The organism is Rheinheimera sp. UJ63 (assembly GCF_021568285.1).
GTDB classification, from domain to species: Bacteria; Pseudomonadota; Gammaproteobacteria; order Enterobacterales; family Alteromonadaceae; genus Alishewanella; species Alishewanella maricola.
This window is the reverse complement of sequence record NZ_JAKGTQ010000005.1, coordinates 198766-224920: the sequence shown is the minus strand read 5'-3', so window position 1 is coordinate 224920 and position 26155 is coordinate 198766. Positions and strand designations below refer to the sequence as shown.

At 47.0% G+C, this 26155-nt stretch carries 20 protein-coding genes; 10 read left to right on the top strand and 10 right to left on the bottom strand.

Going from position 1 to position 26155, the window contains the following annotated elements; translation table 11 throughout:
• Nucleotide 1: 1 nt before the first annotated feature.
• The 4 genes from L1N97_RS14240 to L1N97_RS14225 form a co-directional block, all read right to left on the bottom strand.
• Complete coding sequence (locus tag L1N97_RS14240) at nucleotides 2–349, bottom strand: hypothetical protein (RefSeq protein WP_229587661.1); 348 nt, start codon at nucleotides 347–349, stop codon at nucleotides 2–4.
• 22 nt (nucleotides 350–371) lie between these two features.
• Nucleotides 372–659 (bottom strand): hypothetical protein, encoded by a 288-nt coding sequence (locus L1N97_RS14235; RefSeq protein ID WP_229587659.1) that lies wholly within the window; start codon nucleotides 657–659, stop codon nucleotides 372–374.
• Nucleotides 660–1475, bottom strand: a complete 816-nt coding sequence (locus L1N97_RS14230; RefSeq protein WP_236130241.1) for a hypothetical protein — start codon at nucleotides 1473–1475, stop codon at nucleotides 660–662. It abuts the gene before it with no gap.
• A 193-nt stretch (nucleotides 1476–1668) separates the two neighbouring features.
• Nucleotides 1669–3114 carry a sensor domain-containing diguanylate cyclase gene (locus L1N97_RS14225; RefSeq protein WP_236130240.1) on the bottom strand — a complete coding sequence of 482 codons (1446 nt, stop codon included), beginning with the start codon at nucleotides 3112–3114 and terminating at the stop codon, nucleotides 1669–1671.
• A 490-nt stretch (nucleotides 3115–3604) separates the two neighbouring features.
• Between L1N97_RS14225 and L1N97_RS14220 the strand changes: the two genes are divergently transcribed.
• Nucleotides 3605–4450, top strand: a complete 846-nt coding sequence (locus tag L1N97_RS14220; protein WP_236130239.1) for an alpha/beta fold hydrolase — start codon at nucleotides 3605–3607, stop codon at nucleotides 4448–4450.
• Nucleotides 4440–5420: a sensor domain-containing diguanylate cyclase gene (locus L1N97_RS14215; RefSeq protein WP_236130238.1), complete on the top strand. Its 981-nt coding sequence runs from the start codon at nucleotides 4440–4442 to the stop codon at nucleotides 5418–5420. The genes L1N97_RS14220 and L1N97_RS14215 overlap by 11 nt, the downstream gene beginning before the upstream one ends.
• A gap of 266 nt (nucleotides 5421–5686) precedes the next feature.
• On the opposite strand, the gene L1N97_RS14210 is transcribed toward L1N97_RS14215, so the two are convergent.
• Nucleotides 5687–5875 (bottom strand): YgaP family membrane protein, encoded by a 189-nt coding sequence (locus tag L1N97_RS14210; RefSeq protein ID WP_226751918.1) that lies wholly within the window; start codon nucleotides 5873–5875, stop codon nucleotides 5687–5689.
• 445 nt (nucleotides 5876–6320) lie between these two features.
• On the opposite strand from L1N97_RS14210, the gene L1N97_RS14205 reads away from it, so the two are divergent.
• From L1N97_RS14205 to L1N97_RS14185, 5 genes are all read left to right on the top strand, one after another.
• Nucleotides 6321–8303: an LTA synthase family protein gene (locus tag L1N97_RS14205; protein WP_236130237.1), complete on the top strand. Its 1983-nt coding sequence runs from the start codon at nucleotides 6321–6323 to the stop codon at nucleotides 8301–8303.
• 63 nt (nucleotides 8304–8366) lie between these two features.
• Nucleotides 8367–9566, top strand: coding sequence for a TolC family protein (locus L1N97_RS14200; protein WP_236130236.1), 1200 nt, complete (start codon nucleotides 8367–8369; stop codon nucleotides 9564–9566).
• Nucleotides 9563–10600, top strand: coding sequence for a hypothetical protein (locus tag L1N97_RS14195; RefSeq protein ID WP_236130235.1), 1038 nt, complete (start codon nucleotides 9563–9565; stop codon nucleotides 10598–10600). The genes L1N97_RS14200 and L1N97_RS14195 overlap by 4 nt, the downstream gene beginning before the upstream one ends.
• Before the next feature lie 2 nt (nucleotides 10601–10602).
• Nucleotides 10603–13668 (top strand): efflux RND transporter permease subunit, encoded by a 3066-nt coding sequence (locus tag L1N97_RS14190; protein WP_236130234.1) that lies wholly within the window; start codon nucleotides 10603–10605, stop codon nucleotides 13666–13668.
• A complete protein-coding gene (locus L1N97_RS14185; protein WP_236130233.1) occupies nucleotides 13655–13969 on the top strand; it encodes a DUF3240 family protein in 315 nt (104 codons plus the stop codon). The genes L1N97_RS14190 and L1N97_RS14185 overlap by 14 nt, the downstream gene beginning before the upstream one ends.
• A gap of 90 nt (nucleotides 13970–14059) precedes the next feature.
• On the opposite strand, the gene L1N97_RS14180 is transcribed toward L1N97_RS14185, so the two are convergent.
• The 3 genes from L1N97_RS14180 to L1N97_RS14170 form a co-directional block, all read right to left on the bottom strand.
• On the bottom strand, nucleotides 14060–16324 hold the full coding sequence (locus L1N97_RS14180; protein WP_236130232.1) for a TonB-dependent receptor: 2265 nt from the start codon (nucleotides 16322–16324) through the stop codon (nucleotides 14060–14062).
• 85 nt (nucleotides 16325–16409) lie between these two features.
• Nucleotides 16410–16946: a response regulator transcription factor gene (locus tag L1N97_RS14175; protein ID WP_236130231.1), complete on the bottom strand. Its 537-nt coding sequence runs from the start codon at nucleotides 16944–16946 to the stop codon at nucleotides 16410–16412.
• Entirely contained in the window at nucleotides 16943–18199 is a 1257-nt protein-coding gene (locus L1N97_RS14170; protein ID WP_236130230.1) for an ATP-binding protein, read from the bottom strand. The genes L1N97_RS14175 and L1N97_RS14170 overlap by 4 nt, the downstream gene beginning before the upstream one ends.
• Before the next feature lie 284 nt (nucleotides 18200–18483).
• On the opposite strand from L1N97_RS14170, the gene L1N97_RS14165 reads away from it, so the two are divergent.
• From L1N97_RS14165 to L1N97_RS14155, 3 genes are all read left to right on the top strand, one after another.
• The gene (locus L1N97_RS14165) at nucleotides 18484–19716 is read left to right on the top strand and encodes an Nramp family divalent metal transporter (protein ID WP_236130229.1); all 1233 of its coding nucleotides are present in this window, start codon (nucleotides 18484–18486) and stop codon (nucleotides 19714–19716) included.
• 154 nt (nucleotides 19717–19870) lie between these two features.
• A complete protein-coding gene (locus L1N97_RS14160; protein ID WP_236130228.1) occupies nucleotides 19871–20827 on the top strand; it encodes a sugar kinase in 957 nt (318 codons plus the stop codon).
• 117 nt (nucleotides 20828–20944) lie between these two features.
• Entirely contained in the window at nucleotides 20945–21562 is a 618-nt protein-coding gene (locus L1N97_RS14155) for a TetR family transcriptional regulator (RefSeq protein ID WP_236130227.1), read from the top strand.
• A 111-nt stretch (nucleotides 21563–21673) separates the two neighbouring features.
• Here the strand turns inward: L1N97_RS14155 and L1N97_RS14150 are convergent, their stop codons facing one another.
• Nucleotides 21674–24781 (bottom strand): efflux RND transporter permease subunit, encoded by a 3108-nt coding sequence (locus L1N97_RS14150; protein WP_236130226.1) that lies wholly within the window; start codon nucleotides 24779–24781, stop codon nucleotides 21674–21676.
• 14 nt (nucleotides 24782–24795) lie between these two features.
• The gene (locus tag L1N97_RS14145) at nucleotides 24796–25944 is read right to left on the bottom strand and encodes an efflux RND transporter periplasmic adaptor subunit (protein WP_236130225.1); all 1149 of its coding nucleotides are present in this window, start codon (nucleotides 25942–25944) and stop codon (nucleotides 24796–24798) included.
• Nucleotides 25945–26155 lie beyond the last annotated feature (211 nt).

The window sequence follows — 26155 nt, the reverse complement described above, 5'->3', positions numbered from 1 at the left end:
ATTAGAGATCTGCGATATCGCCAACGATGGATTTCACAAAATCGATGGTGGCTTTACGCGATTCGGCGCCGGCTTGCACTAAATCAGCATGGGCTAAACGCTGCGCCTCGGTAATATTTGTGTCATAAAAAGCGACAATATCACCATCAATACTGGTTTGGGTGCTGGCGAGTACTTTGACTTTAACCGCGGTATTGCCTTTCGCTTTGGCCATGACATCGGAGAATCGGACTAACTCCGGATCGCTGCCCTCTAGTGTGACGGAGCCTTCAAAGGTAATGACATCTAATTTGGATAAGTCTTGTACGGCGTTTGCGAGATTAGACATGGCTTTTTTAAACGTGGACATAAGTGTTCGCCTCTTTTAGCAGTTAGTAAAACAAGATACTGATAGCGTGAGTAAAGGTCGTTCCGTAGCGTTGTTGCAAGGTTGCTAAGGCTGTGGTTTTGGGTAATGCAACCTTGTTGATTACTGGGGTAAAGCCTGTTGGATTAAAGGGAGAGCGAAACTGCAGCACATCCGGCAGTTCAGTGTTGGCACTTAGCACCATGCAGCCAGAATATTCCTGCCACTGAAAACCACTTTGCTCAGTAAATTGCTGGTGTTTGGCTTGCGATGCCGCATAAATTTTTTGTAGTTGTGCCATGTTGTTACTCATTTAGGCCACCTGCACTAATTCATCGGCTTGATAGCTGCGCGCAGCTTGCATGACCAACCTTGCTTCATCATCACGCCGATGTAATAAACCATCGAGCCCGCGGCCCTGCCACAATCGTTTCATATTGATGATTTGTTGAGCGATGTCTTGATAGGCATAGCGTAGAACCAAAGGTTGTATTGCCGCCATCTCACGGCGAGAATCGCCACTGATGCTGGTGCCTCTGTTATAGACCAAAGACAATAACGCGCTTTGTGCATCGGGATGCAGCTTTTCGACACCAGGAAAGGTGAGTTGGGTTTTACTGGCATAAAGAGGCAGTGATGCATGGACAAATACATGTTTAGCGGCTGACAATGGAATAACCAGTGTTTGAACTGAGCTTAGCAAACGCTTTGCGCTGGCGGCTTTGCTGCCGCAAACACGGCGTAATTTAGCGATATCATATGTTGGGAGCAGGGCTGACCAATCGCGTTCAAATTGCGCCGTGCTGGCATACCCCAAATCATAGCCAATACCGATGGTGATACCTGAGTCACCGCCGGGCCAACTGGGGTGAATGAGTTTGGCCTGATAGTACTGCTCAGAGCTAATTTCGTGCTGAATAATTAAGTCGATACCCTTTTTAGAGAGGGTGAGGCCCTGTGTAATGGCCGGGGGCGTGGCGGTAGTGTTTGTTGCTTGCCCAAGGCGAACATCAATCGGTAGCAAGCGTTTTTCTAAGGCGCTAAGGGTTTGTCCACCCAAAACCCCATCAGGCTCCACGCCTAAAAACTGTTGGATCCTTTTCAGCCGTTCCGAGGTGGTGCGATGCATGGCGTCCATCCTGCTGTGTTTTGAAAAGCGAACATGTTTAAGTATAGACCGCATTAGCATGGCAGCAAGTGACCAACCGGTAGTCGGTTAAGTGCACTCAAGAAGTTGCGGCTTAAGCCGCTGCTGCAATTAGAGTCAGCGGCTCATAGAAGGGGTAATTATATGCGGGCTGGCGCAATGTTATGACGCCAGTTCAGCGTGTGTTGGCTAAAACCAGCGCTTTGCGTTGTGATTTTGCTTGATACATGGCAGCATCTCCAGCGGCCAAGAGAGCCTCTAGCGTTTCGGGCACGGTGCTAAACATGGCGTAACCAATACTCGCCGATACCGAAAAGTTTTGCTGATGCAGGCTAATAGTAAATTGCTGAAAATGTTTTTGTAATTCATCGAGTTTGGCAACGATTTCTTGCTGTGATCTAAAGCAGGCCAGGGCAACAAATTCATCACCCCCGATGCGTGCTACGGCGTCTTCCATGCGCATTTTGCTTTGTAAATAACGGGCAATCTCTTTTAAGGCTGCGTCACCAGCGTGATGGCCATAGGTGTCATTGAGTTGTTTGAAGCGATCAACATCAATATAAAAAATGCCCAGCAAGCCGCCATTTTGGCGTTGATAATCCATTAAATGTTGGGCCTTTAAGCTAAAACCTCGGCGATTTAATATGTTACACAACATATCAATATTCGCTTCGTTTTCAGCACGTTCTTTTGCCATAGCAATGCGGCCGATACGCCGTGACACGGCTATGGCTAACATCAGGCTTTCCACCGCAAAGGCAATAATGAAACCATAGCGCTGCACAAAGATATTGCTGTCTAATAATACAATCCGAAAGATCATGCTAATTAACACAATGCTAAGGGCGCAGAACACCAAACCTGCCTCACTCACTCGTCGTTGCCATTGCCACAGCGCGCTGGCAAAAATAGCGGCGACCAATGCCAAGGTTCCATAGCTCATTAACATAGCGGCGGCGGTGGCCAACGGATGGTTTTCAATGACCATTCTAAGCAAGCAACTGAACAAGACGATCAGAGACGTGGTTTTAAAAATGAGGCTCGTTCTTGGAAAGTCAGTGTTCACTTTCAAAATTTCGCACATAAACCAAGTGGCACTGACCACCGTTAAACCAATACTGAGTAAATAGGCGAGATGGATTTCTCTTAATAGATGGCTGGCAATATACAGAAATAACTGGCCTTCCTGCAGCAGGATAAAACTGGTGATACAAAAGATGTAGGCGCTGTAAAGTTTTAACGCCTTGTCAGGTACTTTACGGCTGATTATCAGCACATAGAGCATTAACGTAAAACTTAAACCGTAAAATAAGCCCATAATAAGATTATGTTTTTGGCTAGACAGCATAAAGTCTGTCAGCGGTTGCCATTGAAAGCGTGGGTTGTGCGCAAATTTGGAATCTATGCTAAGTAACGCCGAAAACTCGCCTTGATCAATTTGAAATGTCACTTCACCTGATGGGATCGGCGATTGCGTTATGCCGGCCTGCTGCCAGCTAAAGCGGTTTAAACCATGTCGCTGAAAAGAAAACACACCCGGCTGATTGAGCTGACATCGCAGAGTAAATTGATTAAGGCCTGGGGTGAGTTTAATGCTGGATTTTTTAGCTGCGGTTAACACTTCTGCCCTAGGCGAGTCGTGAGAGACTACTGAGCATGATTCTGCGGCGACTGCCCTGCTCGAATGAGTCAATAATACCAGGAGCAATGCCCAAATAAGCAACGTAAAAACAGACATTTGTTTAGCTGACATCAGTTCTATCCTATGAACAAAAAAGCATAACATGCCAATTAATCACCAGATTAATCAAACATTTTATGAAGCGCGTGGTCAGAGCCGATAAAGGCCAAGCTAGTTTAACATTTTTTACTGTTTTTATAACGGTAATGGCTGCCTAACATGGCCGCAGTAAAGATAGGGCGGTGATAACAGAGATTGAGCTATCCGTGTTTATTCGCGGTAAGGCTGAAAATGTTGTAAGTACTTTCTTGATACTACTGACAGCGCATGACGGTTAAGCTAGGCTAAAGCAATCAATTAATGTGCACGAGCAAATGGAGTTTACGATGCAAAGCGATTTGCACCACGGCTAGTGCAACAGTGAGGTTTTATGGCTCAGACAGAGCAGCCCAATTTTAATGCAACAACCGCAACTGAGGTGATACGTCGACACAATATTGCCATTCATGGCGAAGGTGAGCAAACGCTGGTGTTTGGGCATGGTTTTGGTTGTGATCAAGATATTTGGCAGCATGTTGCCCCGGCCTTTTACGCGCAGTATCGTGTGGTGTTATTTGATTATATTGGCTGTGGTAAATCAGATCTTGGGGCTTATAACAAGAAACGTTATAACCATTTGCAAGCTTATGCGGATGATTTACTGCAGTTGTGCCAAAGCTTACAGTTAAACAACATTATTTTTGTGGGGCATTCGGTTAGTGGTGCGATTGCGCTATTAGCCTCGATAAAGCAGCCTACATTATTTAAAAAAATCATTGCCATTGGTCCTTCGCCACGTTATTTAAATGACCCTCCAGCTTACTTCGGTGGCTTTGAAGCCAGTGACATCGCCGGTATGCTAGCCATGATGGAGTTAAACTATTTCGAATGGTCTAACTATTTGGCGCCAAAGGTAATAGGGCAAACAGATGACGCTAAAAGCGTCGATGAGCTGAAACTCAGCTTTATGCGCTCCGATCCGGTAATTTCGTTACAGTTTGCCAATGTGACCTTTTACTGTGATATTCGGCCGCAATTGCCAGCCGTATCAGTGCCAGTGACGATTCTGTATTGTCTTGAAGATATTATTGTTCCCGTGCAGGTTATTGAGTATCTTCAGCAGCATATTCCGAATGCCAAAATTATGGAGTTAGCGGCATCTGGGCATTATCCACAATTGATTAACCCTGGTGCTGTTATTGCTGCCATTCGTAAGGAAATCAGTAGTGAGTGTTAGTCTCGAGCTGGCATCGTTGCCTTGCGGCATTATGCTGCTGGACCAAAAAAATACCATCCAACAAGTAAATGCCTTGTTTTGTGATTGGCTGGGTTATCCGCAGCAACAGTTGTTGCATAATACGGTAACCCGAGTCTTTACCCCGGCTACGAAGTTAATCTATCTCGGGCATATACTGCCCACATTACAAACCAACGGGCAGATTGAAGAAAAATTGATCATATTAAAACAGGCCAATGGTCGCGATTTACCCGTAATGGTTAACGCCCACCGCGTGCAACAGCAGGATCAGGATTATTATGTATTTGTCGTGCTGCGCATGTTACGCCGGCAGCTTATTGAAGAACAATTACTCGCCGAACGACGCAAAGCCGAACAAGCGAATGCAGAAAAAGATGATCTTAATCAGCAGTTGCAGTTAGCGCAAAGTGAATTGTTGGCGAAGCATCAAGAGCTACTTATACTGAATTCGGGCTTAGAAACGCTGTCGGTGACCGATGCGTTAACTGGGTTATTTAATCGACGGTTTTATGAGGCGCAACTGGATCTATTGCTTGCCCAATATCAACGTAACCAGCAGCAATTTGCTTTAATTTTAGTGGATATCGACTTTTTTAAAACCATCAATGATATTCACGGCCATGCGATGGGCGATACCGTGTTGCAAGCCTTGTCGCAACAACTGCGCCAGCATATTCGCGAAATTGATATTTTGGTACGCATTGGTGGCGAAGAGTTTGCCATTTTATTGCCCGACACCGATCTGGCTGCCGCTCGCATTGCCGCAGAACGACATCGCAGCAGTATTGAACAAATCAGTGGTTTTGCCTTTACCATCACCGCCAGTTTTGGCATTGCCTTAGTGGCTGACGCGGATACCAAAAAGAGTATTTACCAACGCGCAGATAGTGCACTGTACCATGCTAAAACGCATGGTCGTAATCGCGTAAGTACAGAGCACGATCAGTAACAATATTATGCGCTGGTTATCGGCTTAGTTGTGAGCTGATGAACCGACCGGCATCCTCGATATGCCTACTGCGCTGTTCTGCAAGGTGAATGAGCAACGCGGTTGTGCGGTATTGTTAGTAACGCATGATCCTCGCTTGTCGGCGTCGTGCCAGCGATAGCGTTAATCAAGCAGAGCTAACTTAAAAGCCTTAAAACGCCCTGATAAATCAGGTTATTTAAGGCTTAAATAACGTAGGATATTCAGGTGCCCTTATCGTTTTTAGCTTACGGAATCTTACAGGTTTTAATGCCAATCAAACTGTAAAGTGGGCAAAAGTTAAATAAACCGGTGGCTAGCGGCACCACACCAATCCAACCCCAAACACCAATATAACCGGTTGCCGCGAGCGCAATCAGCAATATCCCAGCGATAATTCTCAGTGTTTTATCCAGCGAGCCTACGTTTGCTTTCATTTGCTACTCCGTTCAATTCAAGTTAGGGGTTACTCAGCATAGCCTGTCTGGTGCTTCATGTCTGCCAGCGTTGGATGCAGCCCACAACGGTCAGGTAGAAATGACGGGCACGACTTCATCGCTGCCTCACTTTAACCTCAATGAGTTAATTTTCGAATGAGTGCGCCGCTGCAAGCAACATAAGTTCATCGACACATACATTAGAAGTGATTGTTATATGAGTATAGACTAAATTAAACAAAAATATAGCCGTTGCATCGCTTTATCATCTTTCACATTCAAAACAACGATCGTCACTCTATAGCCATGCCGCCATGATGTTAAGTGGCCCTGTACGCACTGTTCTATGCACTTTTTTTGTTCAGAATAATGCAGGCCTAGCTTAAGAATGACTTAAGCTTAAGTGGTTATTATTTCGCCTAATACATTGTGCGGAATATCATTTATGCAAAAAACTGAACGGTTGATTCGCCTAAGCGGGCCTTATTTACAGTATCTGGTGTTACTCGCTGGGGTGCTGTTGTTGTTGTCGGCTAATCGTTTGGGGTTGGTTTTTTGGCAGTACGAACGCGTATTAGCAACTGGTGAGTTAAGCCGTATTTTGCTGCAAGGTGTTAGGGCTGATTTGATCTTTGCCGGTATATGGTTGGCGCTACCCATGTTGTTTTTACCCTTGCTAGCACATGCTCGCACTATTCATATTTGGCGCAATTTAAGCCATTACTGGGTGTTGTTGGGTTTTGCTTTAGTGATTTTGTTAGAGGTGTCTACACCACAATTTATCTTGCAATATGATGTGCGTCCGAACCGGCTTTACATCGAATACTTAAAATACCCAAAAGAAGTTTTCAGCACCTTATGGCAGGGTTTTCGCTTGATGTTCGTGGGCGGCTTAATGGCTATGGCTTTATTGTTGTGGCTTATTAATCAATGGCTTAGGCGTGTATCCGCCAAGATGCGACCTTATCAACATACGCGAACCTTGTTGCTGAGCTGGCCGTTCGTGGTGTTTTTGGTTTTTGCCGCCATTCGTTCAACCACCGAACATCGGCCGGCTAACCCTGCGCTGTTCGCCATTACCGGTGATGCCATGGTTAATTCGTTAGTGATTAATTCGCCTTATTCGGTGATCTATGCCCTTTATAGTTTAAAGCACGAAGCGCGCTCTAGTGAGATTTATGGCACCCTAACCGAGCAAGACATGTTGCAATTAGCTTTAGATTGGCCATGGCTACACGCGTTGCAATTTACTGATGCTGAGTTACCCACAATGGCACTGCGCACACCGGTGCAAGCCAAAGCGCGGCCACTTAATTTGGTGATTATTTTAGAAGAGAGTTTGGGCGCAACGTTCGTTGAGCCGTTAGGCGGCGTAGCCGTTACCCCTGAGCTTGCTAAATTAAAAGAGCAAGGTTGGTGGTTTGAGCAAATGTATGCCACCGGTACCCGTTCGGTTCGAGGCATTGAGGCGGTTGTCGCCGGTTTTGCGCCGACACCAGCACAAAGTGTGGTGAAGCTTTCGGCAGCACAACAAAACTTTTATACCCTCGCCAGTACCTTGTCGCAGCAAGGTTACCATACGAATTTTGTTTATGGCGGTGAGTCGCATTTTGACAATATGCGTAGCTTCTTTACCGGTAATGGTTTCAATGAGGTAATAGATTTCCCCAAAATGATTCATCCACAATTTGTGGGAAGTTGGGGCGCAAGTGATGAAGATCTGTTTACGGCAGCAGCAAGCCGTTTAGCCGAGTTGGCACAGCAAGATAAGCCGTTCTTTAGTTTAATTTTTACCTCATCGAATCATGAACCCTTTGAGTTTCCGGATGATCGTATTGCGTTGCATGAGCAACCGAAAGCAACGGTGAATAACGCCGTGAAATATGCCGATTATGCTTTGGGTAAATTTATTGCCGAGGCTAAAAAGCAGGCGTATTGGCAAAATACCGTGTTTTTAATTGTCGCTGATCATGACAATCGGGTTTATGGTAATAGCTTGGTTCCGGTTGATAAGTTTCATATTCCAGCACTGATTTTGGGCGCCGATATTCAACCACAAAAAATCAGTGCGTTGGCCAGTCAAATTGATTTAGCGCCCACGTTATTATCGTTACTGGGTATCAGCGCAGAAACACCTTTGCTGGGGCGCGATTTTAGTCGTGATGCTGAGACGCCAGGCCGGGCTTTATTACAATTTGATCAGTATTTTGCGCTGTTGCAGCAACAACCAGATGCCAGCCCGAACATCACCATTTTAAAGCCCGATGGCCAAGCGGTGAGTGGGTATTACGATTTTGAACAAAAACGGCTGACACTCAGCGATAGCGCAGTGGCGGCAAAAACAAAAAACAAAGCGTTAGCCGAAGTGTTATTACCTTCGTGGTTGTATCGCGAGCAGCGCTACCGACTGAAGCAGGCTTTGGAGTGAAATTGAAATGCACGCTTTGCTCAAATGATGAATTAACAAGGAAGGATGCATAGAGGTGCTCTCATGAAGATTGTCATACCGTTATTGGGTTGTTGTGTTGCGTTGTTGGTGATGTTGCCACGTCATGGTATTGCGCAAACGCTGTCAACAGAGTTACAGCCGGTGTCTTCGTTAAGTCAATTAACGGATGCCGCTGAACAAAGGCTACAGCGTCAAGCACTGCATCAACCTGCGCCTTGGATCTCAACGTGGCTGACGGATGCGCCGGTGCTATCTGCAGGGTTGCTGAACAGCAGAAGTAAAGGTGGCAGTGATGAGATCGAGTTAGCGCTCAATCTCCCCTTAAAAAGTCCTAGTCGAGTGCGCTTAGACAATGATGTGTTAGATAATCAGCAACGCCTGACAGCCAGTTTACTTTCATACCGTCGTTGGTTTGCCAGTGGCTTAGTTCGCGATACGGTATGGCAAATCGTATTAGAACGAAAAAGACAACAACTCTTAACCGAGCAATTGGATATTTATCAGCGTTTTATCAAAAAATTGCGTAGCCCTGGGCAAGCAAGTGAAATGCAAAGTTATCATCAATACTTGTATCAACAAGGTGCGACAGAGCTGGCATTAGAGCAGTTAAATAGTGCCGCCAGATTACTGATTGCGCAGCAACAGTTACAGCAATTAACGGGGCAGGCTAACTTGCCTAATATGACTGCAGAAGAGCCTACGGCTGATTTTCAGTTAGTACAGCATCCTCGTTTACAGTTGTTGTTACTGCAAGAGCAACAGTTGCAATTACAGCAACAAGCAAACTCTCCAGCCAATAGCGCTTGGCAATTAACCACACGGGTAAAACGTGTTAACAATGCTGAGCAAAACGATAATCAGATAGGTCTGCAGCTGGATATTCCTTTAACTATTGGCGAGCAAACAAACCAGTTGGCGAATAGTACTTTTCAGTTGGACTATCAGCAATGGCTCAATGATTACAGTGATTCACAGCGTGAAATTGAACAGCAGCACAACGCCGCACGAGCCGAGCTAAAGACACAACAAGCGCAGTTAGCCCTTTTAAAAAATGACGAAGCCTTGCGCCGGCAAGCAAAAGCCAGTTTGTTGTTATTACTAGAACGCCAAGAAATTAACGCTGATGTGGCACAGCAGCGGCTGCAGCAACTGTTGCAGGCCGAGTTGCAACTTGTGCTATTAGAAATACAAGTACAAGCCAGTATCGCCAAATTAAATCAAACTGCCGGAGTGATGTTATGAATGTATTTTCCAAAGGATGTCAAAGGGCAGCCATCAGTGTGTTATTGGTACTTAGTGGGCAAAGTGTTGCCCAATCAGAACCGGCAGAAGTGACCATTTCAGCGTTAGGGGCATTAAACTTGCGTTATGCAGAGGTGAGCCTTGTTAGCGATTTCGCGGGGCAGCCTTTGTTGGCGCAAGCCAGTGCTTACACTGGCAGTGCTCGGCCGGTTGGTCGAATGATTGAAATCGCTGAGATGACGTGGTTAGCTCAGCCCGGCAGCGTGGTCGAGGCTGGCCAGCCGGTAATGCAGTTAGCCGGAAGCGAAGTGCATCATTTTTTAACAGAATATGATGCGCGTAAAAGTTATTTTCAATTAGTTAAAAAGCGTTATGACGATAATCAACAGTTGTTCAAACAAAAAGCCATTGGAGCCAGTGCATGGCAAGAAATAAGCTTGGCCTATCAGGCCGCGATGCTGGAATTTGAACATTTAGATCATTTTTATGAACGGATTAGCCAAGTAAGTGCTGATCATTCAAGTATTATCCTCACCGCGCCAACCGCCGGTTTAGTGTTAAGTGCTGATGCGTCGGAGCCTGTGTTATTTAGCATCTTGGATCAGGCACAGCTGCGCTTGACAGGAACCTCCGTCGAGCAACCCTTTCAACCCAGTGCGATACGTTTTGCAAATTGTCAGCTGGCAATTGAGCGCTTTGAAGCAGTAAGCGAAGGCTTTGCGCGCCGTTGGTGGACGGCACCCGTGGCGAGTGAATCGGCTTGCCAACTTAATTGGCAGCAACAACTTAATGTTACGCCAGTTTATGCGCAGGCGGTATATCGTGTCCCCACTAGCGCAATTGTTCGCCATCATAGTCAGCAGCATCTTTGGTTAAAAAGTGCTAACAGCTTGCGTTTAGTGCCAGTGTCAATTTTAGGCAAAGATGCAGGTGCTTTTTGGGTGCAGAGTGAGGCGTTAGCCCCCGCCGATCAGGTACTAATTCAATCAGTAAGTGCGGTGTACGGCCATTACTTAGGTTTAGGAGGCGAATAAGTATGGCCGCATTATTACGTTTTATTTTAACGCAAAAGCTCTTTGTGCTGGCGCTTACTGCGCTTGTGATTGCGCTTGCGGTGCAAGCGTGGCAGCGCTTGCCGATAGACGCTTTTCCCGATATTTCGCCCACACAGGTCAAGTTGATCATTCGTGCACCCGGTATGACGACAGCCGAAGTTGAAGCACAAATTACCCAGCCGATAGAAACTGAGTTGCTAGGGATCCCTAATCAAAGCATCTTGCGCTCAACCACCAAATACGGCATTACCTCTATTACGATTGATTTTACCGAAGGTACTGATATTTACTGGGCTCGGCAACAAGTGAGTGAACGTCTAGCTGGGGTTTGGGGCAGCTTACCAGATATCGCTGAAGGTGGGCTGGCGCCAATGAGTACTCCGCTGAGCGAAATTTTTATGTTCAGCTATAACAATCCTAATTTATCGTTAACTGAGCGGCGGCATGTTTTAGATTGGCAGATCCGACCGCTGCTGCGCACTGTGCCTGGCGTTGCCGAAGTGGCAACGATGGGGGGGTATGTACAAACCTATGAATTTAATCCAGATTTAGTGCGTTTACAGCAAGCTGGAATAAGCTTAGAGCATTTAATTAGCTGGTTACAACAGCAGCATATGAATGGCAGTGTTGGCCGAATTAATAGCGGTACCAATACCTTAGTTATTCGCACCGAGGGCAAACTAACGGATGCTTTTGATTTAAGCCAACTAACTATAGCTGATGCGAATGGCAATCCGATTACCCTCGCGCAATTAGGCGAAGTGAGCCTAGGGCATTTAGCGCGTTTTGGTGGTGTGACGCATAATGGCAAAGAAACCGCACAAGCGATGATTATCGCCTTGAAAGGGGCGAATACCAGTGAGGTCGTGGCCGCGGTCAAAGCTAAATTGGATCAAATTAGTATGACCTTGCCAGAGGGGAGTGAGCTCAATGTGTTTTATGACCGTGCGACCTTAATTGAAACGGCGGTGAGTACCATTCTTGAAGCTTTGTTTGCCGCGGTATTGCTGGTCATCGTGGTGCTATTTATCTTTTTGGCAGATGTTAGGGCGGCCTTAGTGGTTGCCATCGCGATCCCTTTGGCTGTGGCGATCACTTTTTTAGCCATGGACCAAGTTGGGTTAACCGCAAATTTAATGTCTTTAGGCGGTATTGTTATTGCTATCGGCATGTTGGTGGATGCGGCGGTGGTGGTGGTAGAAAACATTGTTAGCCAAGGTCAGCAATTACGTCATGCGCCAGTAGCACATCGCGTATATCGCGCAACCTTAGCGGTCGCCAAACCGGTTATTGCGGGTACGGCGATTGTGATCATCGTATTTGCCCCTTTGTTAATGCTAACAGGTTTAGAGGGGAAATTGTTTTCACCTGTCGCTATGACTATTGTCTTTGCCATGCTGGCTTCGTTAGTGATTGCTTTGTGTGTTATCCCCGTACTGGCGGTAAGTCTCATTAAAGTGTCGGATAAACCTGCGCCGAAGTTTTTGCAATGGCTATTACAGCGCTATCAACACGCCTTAACCAAGGTTATCCAACGTCCTGCGCCTTGGTTGATTATGGCGCTACTGCTGGTAATGGGGACGGGCTTGACGGCGAGCTTTGTCGGTAAAACCTTTATGCCCGTTATGGATGAAGGCGATTTAATCGTACAGCTTGAAAAGCATCCTGACGTGAGTTTAAGCGAATCTTTAGCGGTCGATGGCCAAATTAGCCAGCGGCTTTTGCGTGATGTAGCTGAAATAAAACAAATTGTTGCTCGCATCGGTTCAGATGAACTCGGGATGGATCCGATGGGTTTAAATGAAACCGACATGTTCATGCAATTGCACCCCGCTACAACTTGGCAGGTGTCGTCTAAAGAAGCGCTCACCGAGAAAATCCGCACTATTTTACAAGAGTATCCGGGGATTAATTTCAACTTTACTCAGCCCATTCAGATGCGTGTTTCAGAAATGCTCACTGGGACTTCTGGCGATGTTGCGGTCAAAGTGTTTGGTGACGATGTGGCAACTCTCAGTCATTTAGCACAGAGCATTGCTCACACGACTGAGCAAATGAGCGGTAGTGTCGATGTGCAAACCACCATTATTGATGGCGGTGAATTTGTGAATGTTCGGCTACGGCCTGAGGTTGCGGCGCGTTATCAGCTTACTACCGAAGAGTTGTCTCGACGTTTACGGATCTTTGTTGATGGTTTGCAGGTGGGTGAAATTACCAATGGTAAGATTAAAACGCCCTTGTTATTTAGTAGTAGCCAGCAACCTAATCAAGTGAGTTATCTTGAACAGTTAGCGACCTTGCCAGTAAGTTTGCCCAATGGCAGTGTGGTCGCGTTAGCGAGTGTCGCTACCATTGAAACGCAGTTCGGCCCGAGTTTAATTGAGCGTGAAAATGGCAGTCGTTTTGCGGTGGTCACGAGTAATGTGAGTGGTCGTGATATCGTCAGTTTTGTTGAAGAGTTAAAACAGCAAATTGGCCAAGCGGTTAGTTTACCCAGTGGTTACACCATTGAATATGGCGGTGAGTTTGAGAATCAGGCACGAGCAACCAATAACTTGCTCATGATCGTGCCGGTGGTTTTGCTGGTGATCGTGCTGATTTTATTCACCACCTTTCGCTCTTTAGCGATTGCGGGGCTGGTGTATGCCAATATCCCTTTTGCCCTGATGGGGGGCGTGTTGGCGTTGTTTATTAGCGGTGAATATTTATCGGTACCTGCATCGGTAGGTTTTATTGCCCTACTGGGGGTGGCTGTACTTAATGGTGTGGTGATGCTGTCACATTTTCAAAGTATTGATGAACGCTATAACGACATTAAAGAGTTGGTTATAGCAGGCGCCGGCGATAGGTTACGGGCTATTTTGATGACGGCAACAACGGCTATGTTAGGATTGATCCCGTTAGCCTTAGCCACGGGGCCAGGAGCTGAAATTCAGCGACCGCTGGCGATAGTGGTGATTGGCGGTTTAATTACTTCAACGCTGACCACCTTATTTTTACTTCCTTTAATGTATGCGCGTTTAAGAGGCCGTCATGACAGAACTTGAGATGCTATATGTGTTTTTTCCGTTAGAGCAACGCGATGCCGTGGTGGATAGTTTATTAGCTATTGACGATCTGACTGGCTTTTCTATTGTCACCTTAGATGGCCATAGCCGTGATAATAGTCAATTTGACCGCTTGGAGCAGGTTGTTGGTTATCGGCAGTTATGTCGTGTCGAAGTGATAGTGAACAAGCTATTGCGTGAGCAAGTTATAGTGCAATTGCGACAATGTCGCTCAGCTAAAACGGGTAATAGTGGGTTTCGTTATTATGTGATGCCGGTGTTGGAAAGCGGCCACTTGTAAGTCATTAGCCACAATTAAAAACACCACGCCCTGCAATAGCAGGGCGTGAATGACGACGATAAAATATAGCAGTTGCTACTGCACTTGCGGTTAAAAAGTATAGTTAAAGCCAGCATAAACGGTACGACCCATTCCTGGTACGCCAATACCAAACGGGATGCCATTCAACGACATGGTCATTCCTTGGCCGGTATACACACCACCCTGGGGTAGATAATAGAATTTATCCAGTAGGTTCTCTACACCCACATCAAGCCGCAGTGACTGCCAGCTATAACTAAATCGCGCATTGAGCAAGGCATAACCCGCAGTTGCCGGCTCACCACGAATCGTTGATACTCGATTCTTATTTTTACTTATCTGCCATTCTAAACTGTTTTCCCAGCCCGCTAAGGTGTGGTTGAGTGTTAACTTGCCATGCAGCGGCTGCACATTATGTAAACCCGCATCGGTATCGGTATTGCGTGCATCTATGTAACTGAACAGGGCTTTAAGTTGCCATTGCCCACTATTATTGTTGGCTAATGTGGTTTCAGCACTGAGATCGATTCCTCGCAGCTTGGCACGTTGGTTTTGATATTGCAGCACATTAAACTGGCCTGCTAACCAACTGCTGTTGGCTGCCACCGCATCAATATAATCTTGCACATCGGTGTAATAGGGCGTGATTATTACCTGCTGTTGTTTATCTTTACTTTGCCACGCTAAGCTTGCCGATACGGTATGCGCTTTTTCTGGTGCTAGCGCTATATTTCCCACATAACCATTGCCATCACCCACCAAATTATTCATCGATGCAGCCATAGGCCAAAATGACCATGGATAGGCTTCATAGAGGTTGGCTGAGCGCATCTTTTGCGCTAAGGCAAACTCTACACGTGTGCTGTCGGTGAGTTGATAGCGGGTCAGTGCGGTGATGTCTAAGTTAGTATCGCGTTGTTTACGTTCCGCTTGATTAAAAGCTGCGGCATTAGTAGCTTGCATGCCCATCGCACTTACTGACGTGTCATAACCTTGCACTTCATCGGCATTGCGTGTCACGCGCTCTACTCGAACGCCATAAAGCAGTAACCAATCCGGCGTTAAAGCTAACTCGTGCTCGGCAAACACCGCTCTGCGATCACGACGGCCATTATTGATATTTAAAAACGTACCTGGGCCCATACCACCGCCTGACGCAGGCCAGTAGTCATCTAAAGAAAATTGTTGTAACTCACTGCCTAAGCGTATCGTTGAGTGAGCCCAAACAGTCATTTCAATATTTAGACTTAGCCCCCGGTTGGTGGAGTCAGAATGCATTGGCATACCTGCAGCGCAGGTGCCAGCAGGATCGCCATGAAAACGGATCGGGGCACAGGCCTGACCGCCCATCGCATTCGAGCCATACCAAAATTGCCGATCAGGGCCAAAATCCATCACATGCTCCACTGTTTCTTGATAGATGCGGCTTTGCCATTGTCCCCAAGCAGTTATGCGTTGCCAGCTAAGGTTAATTCGCTGTTGTTCGTTATCGAGCAAATCCATCCGCTGATTTGGGTAGAGTTGTATGGGCATATTTTGGTAGCCTAATTGCAACTCGATGAGATCGGCTGCGGTTTTATAGGCAAAACGTAGCTGATGGTTTTGGGTTTCATAGGCACTTGAGCCGACTTCATCTAGCGGTAGTGTTTCGCCAGGTCGACCTGTAGCGTTAACGGTTTTAAAGTTTGCCGCTGCCGTGTAATTGTTGCCTTTACTCCAATTGCCACTATAGCTTGCATACAGATCTGCGCTACTGTGGCTCACTTTCAGGTGGCTACCACGAGCTTGGTTATTACTGCGATAAAAGCCACCTAGTTCGGCCGTCGTTTCTGCTTGTTCTGAAAACTCAGCGGCTTTGGATTCACTGATGATGGTGCCGCCAATGCTATCTCCGCCGACACTGACTGGCGTAACACCGGCAAACACAGAAAGCTGACCGACATCAGATGGCGCCATATAGGATAGCGGTGGGTTCATATGATTAGGACAAGCAGCAATTAAATCCATGCCATCCACTTTAATGCGCAAGCGATCATCGGCCAAGCCGCGGATCATTGGTAAGCTTGAAACGGCGCCCGTTTGATTTAAGCTAACACCAGCAAAAGCGTTAAGTAATGCTGCCGTATCACTTGTTGCAGCTACCTGCGCTTGCAGTTCACTGGCCAATAATTGTTGTGCCATACCCACCGGTTGGCGCTGCCCTTCAACTTGAATATGTTCAATAGTTGGCTCGTTACTGTCTGTGGCCATAACAGGGTTAGCGAATACGGCTAGGCTAATGGCCGCAGCCAGTTTAGAGAGTTGAGCAAAGTGCTGAGAATGAGATGAGTGCATAAAACTCCGATAGCATTGAGACTTTTAAGCTATGGTAGTTGTTTGCTACGGTTAACGTAATGCGGCATATTGTCGCAGTAACGGCTTAGGTGGGGCGATGTTTAAGCAGTTTTCGCTGTAAGGTACGCCTGTGCATACCCAAGCTTTTCGCTGTTTGCGAAATATTGCCATCGTGTTTGGCAAGCACGCGCTGAATATGCTCCCATTCTAATTGTTCTGGTGACAAAAAAAGATTGTTCGATGGTGTTGCGGTGTGTTCTGCTTCAGTTAAATTGTCACTAAAAAGCGTTTGTTGTAGTAATTGAAAATCGACGGGCTTGGTCAGGTAATCGTCAGCGCCTTGTTTCACTGCTAGCACAGCAGTATTAATACTGGCATATCCAGTTAATACAATAATACGGCAGTGACTCAATGCCATTCGTAATGGCGCAATAAAACTTAAACCCGATTGCTGACCAAAGCGTAAATCTAACAAATAGATATCAGCTTGTTCGGCAATTAATTCTGCCTCAGTTAATGGCTGATAAAATGCTTGGATTTGCCAGCCTGGTTTTGCTAAACGCCTAGCGAGTGTGTTAATGAGTGTAGGATCATCATCAACAATAACCAGTTTTTTAATCATGCCTGACCTCCAAAGTGCAATAGTGTTTCCATACCACCAGAGGAGCGGTTTCGCCTTATAATCTGGCCACCTAGGCGCTCGATAGACACATTAGCAAGAAATTGTCCCCAACCAAGACCTTGTTCGCTGTGTTGTGGTAAGCGACCAAGCTCAGCTAGGCGCTGTTCGGATAGACCTTCGCCAAAATCAATAATACAAAGCGACAACTGCCCTTGCTGCAGCGTTAATTTCAGCTCAAGCTCAGGTTTTTGCTGCTGTAAGCCAGCATCGGCCGCATTGTCTAATATTTGAAACAGCGCTGCGGCAACGGCAGTTGCTTCTTTTATATGACAACGGCTATCGTCCGTGTTTTCGGTTATCGTAACGTGAATGTCTGGACGAGTGACCATCCAAGACTTTAAGCTTTGTCGCAAGATAGGTAATAGTGGGGCGGGTTTCAAATCGCGCCATTCTCCTGCATGTTGGCGCAGTTCGCTAATAATCTGCTGACAACGCCTTAGTTGTTGTTGCATATCCGCAGTTGCGGGGTGTGCCGCGATCAGCGGTTGCACTTCGTCGGTTAATAACAGCAGGTTTTGAATAGGTGAAGCTAAATCATGCGCGGCATTGGCGGCGTATGTGGCAATGGCTAAGGCGTGCTCTTGACGTACTTGCTGCTGTTGTAATTGATTAAGTTGCTCTGAGGTAGTTCGGTTCAATGCGGTTTGTCGGCTAATAAACCAACTGATAACGATTGCAGATATAACAAAAGCGCACCACATTTGCCACATATGGCGTGAGAAGGGCTGCATTACATTAGTATGCAGCATATGATGTCCAATGCCTTCAGCCGCTTGCAGGATCTGTGTTAAGTCACCCATCCACAGTAATAAGCTGTAGGCAATAATAGCACCCAAAGCGAACACATAACTTAGCCAAGCGGGTAATAAAACAGCCACAACTGCCACAGGTAGTAATAATAGCGCAACAAAGCCATTACTGACGCCACCGGATAGTGCCAACAGCGTAAAGATCGCCAATAAATCGAGCGCACAGCAGACAACAAACAGTAATTTACTTTCGTGCCATGCCCTCGGTAATTGCAGCTGTGCCAAGTTAGTTGCTAACAAAGTACAAAGCACAAGCACGATGACATTCCACGCTGTGACCGGATAGACCATTATGCTGCCCAGTAGCGCTATTAACGTTAAGATGCTAAAGATTAAAGCTCGGAATTTCACCAGCTGCCAAAAAGAGGTGGTTGCCGTAAACATGTTATTTTCCATCTAGTAAGGGAAAAACTGTAACCGCTAATGCTCTTGGCGTTAACAAGCAAAAACGCAAATGATATTAGCATAATTATGTGTTTGAGCTGAAGATAGCATCCATTGTACCTACACCGTATCGCAGTTATTTTAATCAAGTCGCACGCTAAGCAAACTGAAGTGTTGTACTTAGTCGCAAAGACGCTTAAGTTGAAGCAAACACCAGACAAATAATGCTGTTTTGACATCAATATTGCAAAGTTGTCGCGGCAATACCTTCAGGAATTCAGATTATGCGTGCGTATTTTCGTTTAGGCCCCGCCACTTTAGTGACAGCGGCTTTTATTGGCCCAGGCACGGTGGTAACCGCTTCATTGGCTGGCGCGAACTATGGTTACGCCCTGTTATGGGCGTTATTATTTTCTGTCATCGCAACGATGATTTTACAAGAAATGGCCTCACGCTTAGGCATCGTTACCGGTAAAGGTTTGGGTGAAAACCTTCGACATTTAGTACAACAGCCGCTATTAAAAGTGTTGTTATATAGCCTGGTGGTGGCGGCGGTTGTTGTGGGGAATAGTGCTTATCAAGGCGGAAATTTAACCGGTGCTAGCCTGGGTGCCGATGCCATTTGGGGGCAACAGTCGCTGGTGCTGTCGCTAAAGCAACACTCAGGGTTAAACCCTTGGTCATTGCTGTTAGGCGTCATTGCGATCGTGGTACTGTGGCGTGGGCAATATCAACGAATTGAGCGGTTTTTAATTGGTTTAGTACTGCTGATGAGCTTGGCGTTTATCAGTACCATGCTGCTAACCAAGCCCGATCTGAGGGCGATGTTGTCGGGCATGTTATTACCGACAATTCCTACTGGTGCCACGTTAACGGTGATTGCCCTGATCGGCACCACGGTAGTGCCTTATTCTTTGTTCTTGCACGCGGCAAGCTCTGCCACAAAATGGCACAATCAGCCCAATAAAGCACAAGCTCTGGCAGAGTCTGCGGCTGACTTACGCACCGCCATACCCTTAGGTGGATTGATCACTTTAGCCGTGTTATCTACGGCAGCAACCGCTTATTTTGGCAAAGGCCTACAAATGGAAAATGCTGGTGATTTAGCGTTGTCGTTGCAACCGGTATTTGGTGATGCAGCAACCTACTTAATGGCATTAGGTTTACTAGCAGCAGGTTTGTCATCAGCCATTACCGCACCGTTAGCCGCGGCTTTTGCTTTGCGCGGCTTGTTACAGCTGAGCCCACAATGGTTTCGACTGAGTTGGTTACTGATTATTTTGGTGGGTATGCTGGTATCGAGTTTGGGCTTAAAACCCTTGAGCATCATTTGGTTTGCCCAAGTGGCTAATGGTATTTTGCTGCCAATCATTACCTTGTGCTTATTACTAGCCGTGAACTCCTCACTACTGGGCACCTATCGCAACAGCTTGCGGCAAAATCTGTTGGGTGCGGCGGTATTTGCTGCAACCTTATTATTAAGCGGCCGCACCCTCTACCTGGCTTTTTTTAGTTAACCCTCATCCGACCACACTCAGGTACTGGTCCGACCGGTGTCTGAGTGTGGTCTGATGTGTCTCTGAGTGCGGTCTGACCAGTGTCTGAGTGTGGTCGGAGGTGTTTGTGGCGGTTTAGTGAGAGAATAGCGGCTTGGATAATAAAGGATTAAGTATGAATAAGCGTATTGTGATTATGGGTGAGTGCATGGTTGAGTTGTTTCAACTTGTTGAAACGGTTTACCATAAAGCGTTTGCCGGTGATGTGTTTAATACGGCCGTGTATTTAAAGCGTTGTTGCGAACTCCCAGTGCAGGTGCAGTTTTTTACCGCAGTAGGTACGGATTTAATCAGCGATAAATTGGTGCGTGCGGTCGAGCGAGAGCAAATGGATACCCGTTTGATTTTCCGCACAAAAACCGCACGACCCGGATTATATATGATTAATACCGATGCCTTTGGCGAGCGCAGTTTCGTGTATTGGCGTGACACTTCGGCCGCCAAACAGATGATGCAATTAGCCTTGCAGCAGCAAGCCGAGCAACAAATTAGCGGCACCGATATGTTTTTCTTTTCAGGCATTTCTTTAGCCATTTTAGCCAAGCCCGACCGTGAGGCGCTGTATCAGATGATTACACGCTTAAAAGCCGCGGGTAGCCAAATTATTTTCGACCCGAATTACCGTGCCGCTTTATGGGAAAATGACAGCGAAGCGCAGCAAGCCTTAACTCGAGCCTATCAATTAACTGACATTGCTTTACCCGGCTTAGAGGACCATAAAAAGCTGTTTGGAGCGAGCAATACCGAGCAGGTTGTGGCACATTTAACTGAACTGGGCGTGGCAGAAATTATTGTTAAAAATGGTGAGAACCCGATCTGTGGTTATTACCAAGGACAGACGTTTAGCGTAGCTGCCCACCCGGTAAAAAAAGTGATCGACACCACTGCGGCCGGTGATGCTTTTAACGGCGGTTACTTAGCCGCAAGGCTTGGCGGTAGTCTACCGCAGCATGCCGTAAAGTTTGCCGCGCGGCTTGCGGGCTTTGTGGTGGAGCATACCGGCGCTATTGTCAGTAAAGATAATTTCAGTGGTTTTTGGGCGCGTCATCGGCCGTCGCAATTTCAAAAATAAGTGTGCGTTGCTTTGCGACCAGTCGCCCCGTTGTGCCGTTCGGCTATTAGGTCTGCATACATGAGTTATGTTAATATTACGGCCATGTAATGCAGCGAAATAGGCCTGACAAATTCTATGGCAAGACGTACTAAAGCCGAAGCAGAAACCACTCGCGCAGCGATCTTAGATGCGGCTGAACAGCTGTTTTTTCAGTTTGGTGTATCTCGAACCACTCTCGAGAAAATTGCCCAAGCCGCTAATGTTACCCGCGGTGCTATATACTGGCACTTTGATAACAAAGCCGATGTGTTTAACGCCATGTTAGAGCGGGTGCGCTTACCGTTTCAGCATTTGTTGGCGGAAGTGGATAGTAATCCGCATGTCGATCCTTTCTTACAGGTGCGAGACCTCATGGTTAACGCCCTACAAATGATTGCCAATAGCGAGCAGTTACATCGTGTGCTGACAATTGTATTTCATCGCTGTGAATATCTCGATGAATTAAACCCGGCCGTAAATAAACAAGATGAATTAGATGCGCAAACCATCGCGGTGATGCAGCGAGCCTTTGCACGTGCCGAGCAAGCGGGGATGTTACGCGCCGGTGTATCACCTCGTCTGGCGGCATCGGCCTTTCATATGTATGTTGGCGGTATCATTAGTAGTTATTTATTAAAACCGCAGCAATGCGATTTAGATCAGCATGCAGCTGTATTGATTGATGCCATGCTGCAAGGCTTAAAGCAGCGCTAATCACCCGGTAACATTAAGCATAAAAAAAGCCGGCTATTTAGTGTAGGACTAAAAGCCGGCAAAGGTACGAATCGGTGGCAGTTTTACCTGCCTACTAAGTTAGGTTTCGCTTTACTCAGCGTTCGCGCGGGGTTGCTTGGCAAAAAAGCGCATAATCACCAAGTAAAATACCGGTACTAAAAACACGGCCAGTACCGTGGCGGAGATCATGCCGCCTAGTACACCAGTACCAATCGCATTTCGACTGGCAGAGCCTGCGCCGCTACTGATCACCAGTGGCAATACGCCAAGTGAAAAGGCCATCGATGTCATAATAATGGGGCGTAAACGCAACCGAACCGCTTCTAAAATGGCTTCGACCAGCTCTTTACCTTGTTGCTGTAACTCGCGTGCAAATTCAACAATTAAGATGGCGTTTTTCGAGGCCAGCCCCATGGTAGTTAATAGCCCTACCTGAAAATACACGTCGTTGCCTAAACCGCGCATATACGCTGCCGTTAACGCACCAACAATACCGAGCGGTACAACTAAGATCACCGCAAAAGGCACGCTCCAGCTTTCATACAAGGCCGCTAAACATAAGAACACCACTAAGATCGACAGCGCATATAAAGCGGGTGCTTGTGAGCCAGAGAGTTTTTCTTGATAAGAGGTCGCGGTCCATTCAAAACCAATACCATCAGGCAGCTGGCCAATAAGCCGTTCCATGGTATTCATGGCATCACCTGAGCTTGAGCCCGGTGCCGGCTCGCCTTGGATCTCCAGTGCGGATACGCCGTTGTAACGCTCTAAACGTTGCGGGCCATATACCCATTCGCTGCTGGCGAACGAAGCAAAACTGACCATCTCACCGTTGTCGTTGCGCACAAACCAACGCTTGATATCTTCAGGTGTCATACGAAATTCAGGTTCGGCCTGCACAAACACTTTCTTCACGCGGCCACGATCTAAAAAGTCGTTAACATAGGTCGAGCCCCAACCAATCGACAGGGTTTGGTTAATATTGCTAAGAGAGACCCCCAACGCTTGTGCTTTTAACTGGTCAACATTAATTTTTAACTGTGGGCCATCTTCCATGCCATTTGGCCGAACACCAATTAAGCCGGGTTCTTGCGCTGCCATACCCAGTAGTTGGTTTCTGGCGGCTAACAGTGCTTCATGACCCACACCGCCTCTATCCTGTAAGAATAAGGTAAAGCCGGTTGCGCGGCCTAACTCGGCAATAGGCGGTAAATTAAAGGCAAAAATTTGCGCCTCTTTTACCGTCATAAAATAACCCATGGCACGGCCAATCACTGCTTGTACGCTGTCGGAGGCATCACGCAGGCTCCAATCTTTTAAACGCACAAAGGCTAAGCCCATATTTTGGCCGCGACCGGCAAAACTAAAGCCCGATACGGTAAACACAGATTGCACCGCCTGCTCTTGACCATAATGGCCAGCAATTTTATCCATGACGGCTTCAGTACGCTCTTGGCTGGCACCGGTAGGTAATTGAATTAAAGTAAGAAATACGCCTTGATCTTCCTCGGGTAAAAATGAGGTAGGTAAGCGCACAAACATCAATGCCATCACCATCACGATGGCACCATAAACCAACATTGAACGTTTTGGCCGTGCAAGCATGCCCGCAACACCGCGCTGATAATTGCGATTGGTTTGCTCAAAACCCCGGTTAAACCAACCAAAAAAGCCTTTTTTCGCTTGATGATTACCGTGGATGGGTTTGAGCATGGTGGCACACAGTGCCGGTGTGAAAATGATCGCAACCAGCACCGATAGCGCCATAGCGGTGACGATGGTAATCGAAAACTGTTGGTAGATAGCGCCGGTTGCGCCACCAAAAAAAGCCATTGGTACAAAGACCGCAGATAACACTAAACCGATACCCACTAAGGCGCCGGTGATCTGTCCCATAGATTTACGAGTGGCTTCAATAGGGCCTAACCCTTCTTCGCTCATTACCCGTTCAACGTTTTCGACTACGACGATGGCGTCATCGACTAATAAGCCGATGGCCAGCACCATACCAAACATGGTTAAGGTGTTGATTGAAAAACCAAAAGCAGCCATCACGCCAAAAGTACCTAGTAGCACCACGGGCACGGCTAAGGTAGGGATCAGTGTGGCGCGGAAATTCTGCAAAAACAGATACATGACCAAGAATACAAGGATAATCGCTTCAATCAGCGTTTGTACAACTGAGCTAATCGATATTTCGACAAAAGGCGTGGTGTCATAAGGCACCACAGTACTTAACCCCGCCGGGAAATAAGGGCGCAGTTCATCCAGTTTGGCTCGTACCGCGGCAGCCGTATCAAGGGCATTCGCACCGGTTGCTAATTCAATAGCTAAACCCGTGGCCATTTTGCCATTGTAACGGGCGATCACGGAGTAATCTTCGCCGCCAAGCTCAACCCGCGCCACATCTGCCAATTTCACGGTTGAGCCATCGCTGTTGGTGCGCAGTAATATTTGGCCAAATTCTGCGGCTGAGGTTAAGCGTGTTTGCGCTAAAATAGCTGCATTAAATTGTTGACCGGGCAGCGCGGGCGAACCACCCAGTTGTCCCGCTGTTACCTGATTATTTTGTACTTGAATGGCCGCAGTAATGTCGGCGGGGGTCAGTTGAAATTGGTTTAACTTATCGGCATCTAGCCACACACGCATCGCATATTGGCTACCAAACACTTGTACATTACCTACCCCGCTGGTGCGGCTTAAAGGGTCGCGCACATTGGCCACCACAAAGTCAGCAATATCATCGCGAGTTAAGCTGCCATCTTCAGAGATAAAGCCAACGACCATTAAGAAAGCGCCATTCGATTTAGCCACACGCACACCGGCTTGCTGCACTTCTTGTGGCAGCAAGGGTAAGGCTTGTTGCAGCTTATTTTGCACCTGTACTTGTGCAATATCGGGATCAGTACCGGTTTCAAACGTTAGCGTTAAGCTGATATTGCCGGAAGAGTCTGAGTTGGCCGACAGGTACATCAGGTTATCGAGGCCATTCATGGTTTGCTCGATAACTTGTGTCACCGCATCTTCAGCGGTTTGAGCAGATGCACCGCGATAAGAGGTGCTGATACTGATCGCCGGTGGCGCGATCCGAGGATATTGCTCTACCGGCAGTTGTTTGATGGATAACAAGCCTGCCAACATGATAACGATGGCGATAACCCAAGCGAAGATCGGTCGATTGATAAAGAAATTTGCCATGTGCGACTCCAGGGTTACTGCACAGCAGCAGAATTAGGTGAGGTTTGGGTTGCCGTTACTGTACGTACCGTGGCGCCAGGCCGAATTTTTTGTAAGCCCGCGACAATCACGCTATCTCCTGCCTTGAGGCCGGAAAGCACTTGCCAATTTTGACCCACAGCACGCCCGGTCTCAATTACCCGTGCTTCTACAATGTTATCCTGGGTGACTAACATCACCGATGCTTGACCTTTGGGCGTTCGGATCACCGCTTTTTGCGGCACCATCAGAGCATTTTGGTCGATACCATGCTGCAGGCGGGCTCGAACAAACATGCCAGGTAATAAATCACCCTGATCATTGGCAAACACGGCACGCAAGGTCACCATGCCCGTGCTGGGATCGACATTCACTTCAGAGAATTGCAGGCTGCCCTGTTGCGGATAGGTACTGCCATCATCTAGCAACAGTTCAACCGTTACTTCGGCACTACCCATTTGCTGATGTTGCCGTTTAAGTTGCATTAATTCGCTGCTTGATTGCGTAAGATCAACGTAGATAGGGTTAAGTTGCCTTACCGTCGCCATCACCTGTGCCTGATTCGCCGTTAACAAAGCCCCTTCGGTTACATTCGAGCGGCCAATTTGACCCGCGATAGGTGCCGTGATCTCGGTATAATCTAAGTTAATTTGCGCGGTTTGTAAGGCGGCCTCACTACTGGCAACTGCGGCATTTGCTTGCATTAAAGCCGCTTGAGCATCGTCATAGTCTTGTTGGCTAATGGCTTTTTTACCTATTAACCCTTTTAAGCGATCGGCTTTTAGCTGTGCGTTGTGTTGCATGGCTTTACTGCTGCTTAAATTCGCTTTGGCATGTGCCAAAGCGGCTTGATAAGGTGCCGCATCAATTTTATAGAGCACTTGTCCGGCAGTGACTAATTGGCCTTCCGTAAATAAGCGTTGTTTTAAGATACCGTTGACTTGAGGGCGTATCTCCGCCTGACGATAATCCGTGGTGCGCCCTGGTAATTCAGAGATCAGCGGCATAGCGGAATGGCTTAACGTCACAACTTCTACTTCTGGCGCAGGGGCAGTGCCTTGAGTGGCACTGGGTTCAGGTTGGCTACAGGCTACTAATAACATGCTGAATGCGGCAACACTCAATAGTTTAATCTTAAAACGCATAAAAACTCCTGTGAGACATAACTGAAAAGCTGCGATAGATAACAGTAGCAGAATAATGGCTGCAATATACATACAAGGCTGTATGTTATCAAGCGCAACAAGGCTTGTCGCGCTGTATGTGCGACTAAAGGCTATAAACAGCGGTTGAGTGTTAACCGTGAGTGTGTGTCATGCCCAAGAAGGCTGAACGCCGTATGGGTTCGATAACGTT

Coding starts and splice junctions, on each gene's coding strand:
- L1N97_RS14165 (WP_236130229.1), top strand. CDS start 18,484: ATGCGTGCGTATTTTCGTTTAGGCCCCGCCACTTTAGTGACAGCGGCT.
- L1N97_RS14230 (WP_236130241.1), bottom strand. CDS start 1,475: ATGCATCGCACCACCTCGGAACGGCTGAAAAGGATCCAACAGTTTTTA.
- L1N97_RS14200 (WP_236130236.1), top strand. CDS start 8,367: ATGAAGATTGTCATACCGTTATTGGGTTGTTGTGTTGCGTTGTTGGTG.
- L1N97_RS14185 (WP_236130233.1), top strand. CDS start 13,655: ATGACAGAACTTGAGATGCTATATGTGTTTTTTCCGTTAGAGCAACGC.
- L1N97_RS14170 (WP_236130230.1), bottom strand. CDS start 18,199: ATGTTTACGGCAACCACCTCTTTTTGGCAGCTGGTGAAATTCCGAGCT.
- L1N97_RS14180 (WP_236130232.1), bottom strand. CDS start 16,324: ATGCACTCATCTCATTCTCAGCACTTTGCTCAACTCTCTAAACTGGCT.
- L1N97_RS14220 (WP_236130239.1), top strand. CDS start 3,605: ATGGCTCAGACAGAGCAGCCCAATTTTAATGCAACAACCGCAACTGAG.
- L1N97_RS14240 (WP_229587661.1), bottom strand. CDS start 349: ATGTCCACGTTTAAAAAAGCCATGTCTAATCTCGCAAACGCCGTACAA.
- L1N97_RS14145 (WP_236130225.1), bottom strand. CDS start 25,944: ATGCGTTTTAAGATTAAACTATTGAGTGTTGCCGCATTCAGCATGTTA.
- L1N97_RS14190 (WP_236130234.1), top strand. CDS start 10,603: ATGGCCGCATTATTACGTTTTATTTTAACGCAAAAGCTCTTTGTGCTG.
- L1N97_RS14195 (WP_236130235.1), top strand. CDS start 9,563: ATGAATGTATTTTCCAAAGGATGTCAAAGGGCAGCCATCAGTGTGTTA.
- L1N97_RS14235 (WP_229587659.1), bottom strand. CDS start 659: ATGAGTAACAACATGGCACAACTACAAAAAATTTATGCGGCATCGCAA.
- L1N97_RS14205 (WP_236130237.1), top strand. CDS start 6,321: ATGCAAAAAACTGAACGGTTGATTCGCCTAAGCGGGCCTTATTTACAG.
- L1N97_RS14150 (WP_236130226.1), bottom strand. CDS start 24,781: ATGGCAAATTTCTTTATCAATCGACCGATCTTCGCTTGGGTTATCGCC.
- L1N97_RS14155 (WP_236130227.1), top strand. CDS start 20,945: ATGGCAAGACGTACTAAAGCCGAAGCAGAAACCACTCGCGCAGCGATC.
- L1N97_RS14210 (WP_226751918.1), bottom strand. CDS start 5,875: ATGAAAGCAAACGTAGGCTCGCTGGATAAAACACTGAGAATTATCGCT.
- L1N97_RS14160 (WP_236130228.1), top strand. CDS start 19,871: ATGAATAAGCGTATTGTGATTATGGGTGAGTGCATGGTTGAGTTGTTT.
- L1N97_RS14175 (WP_236130231.1), bottom strand. CDS start 16,946: ATGATTAAAAAACTGGTTATTGTTGATGATGATCCTACACTCATTAAC.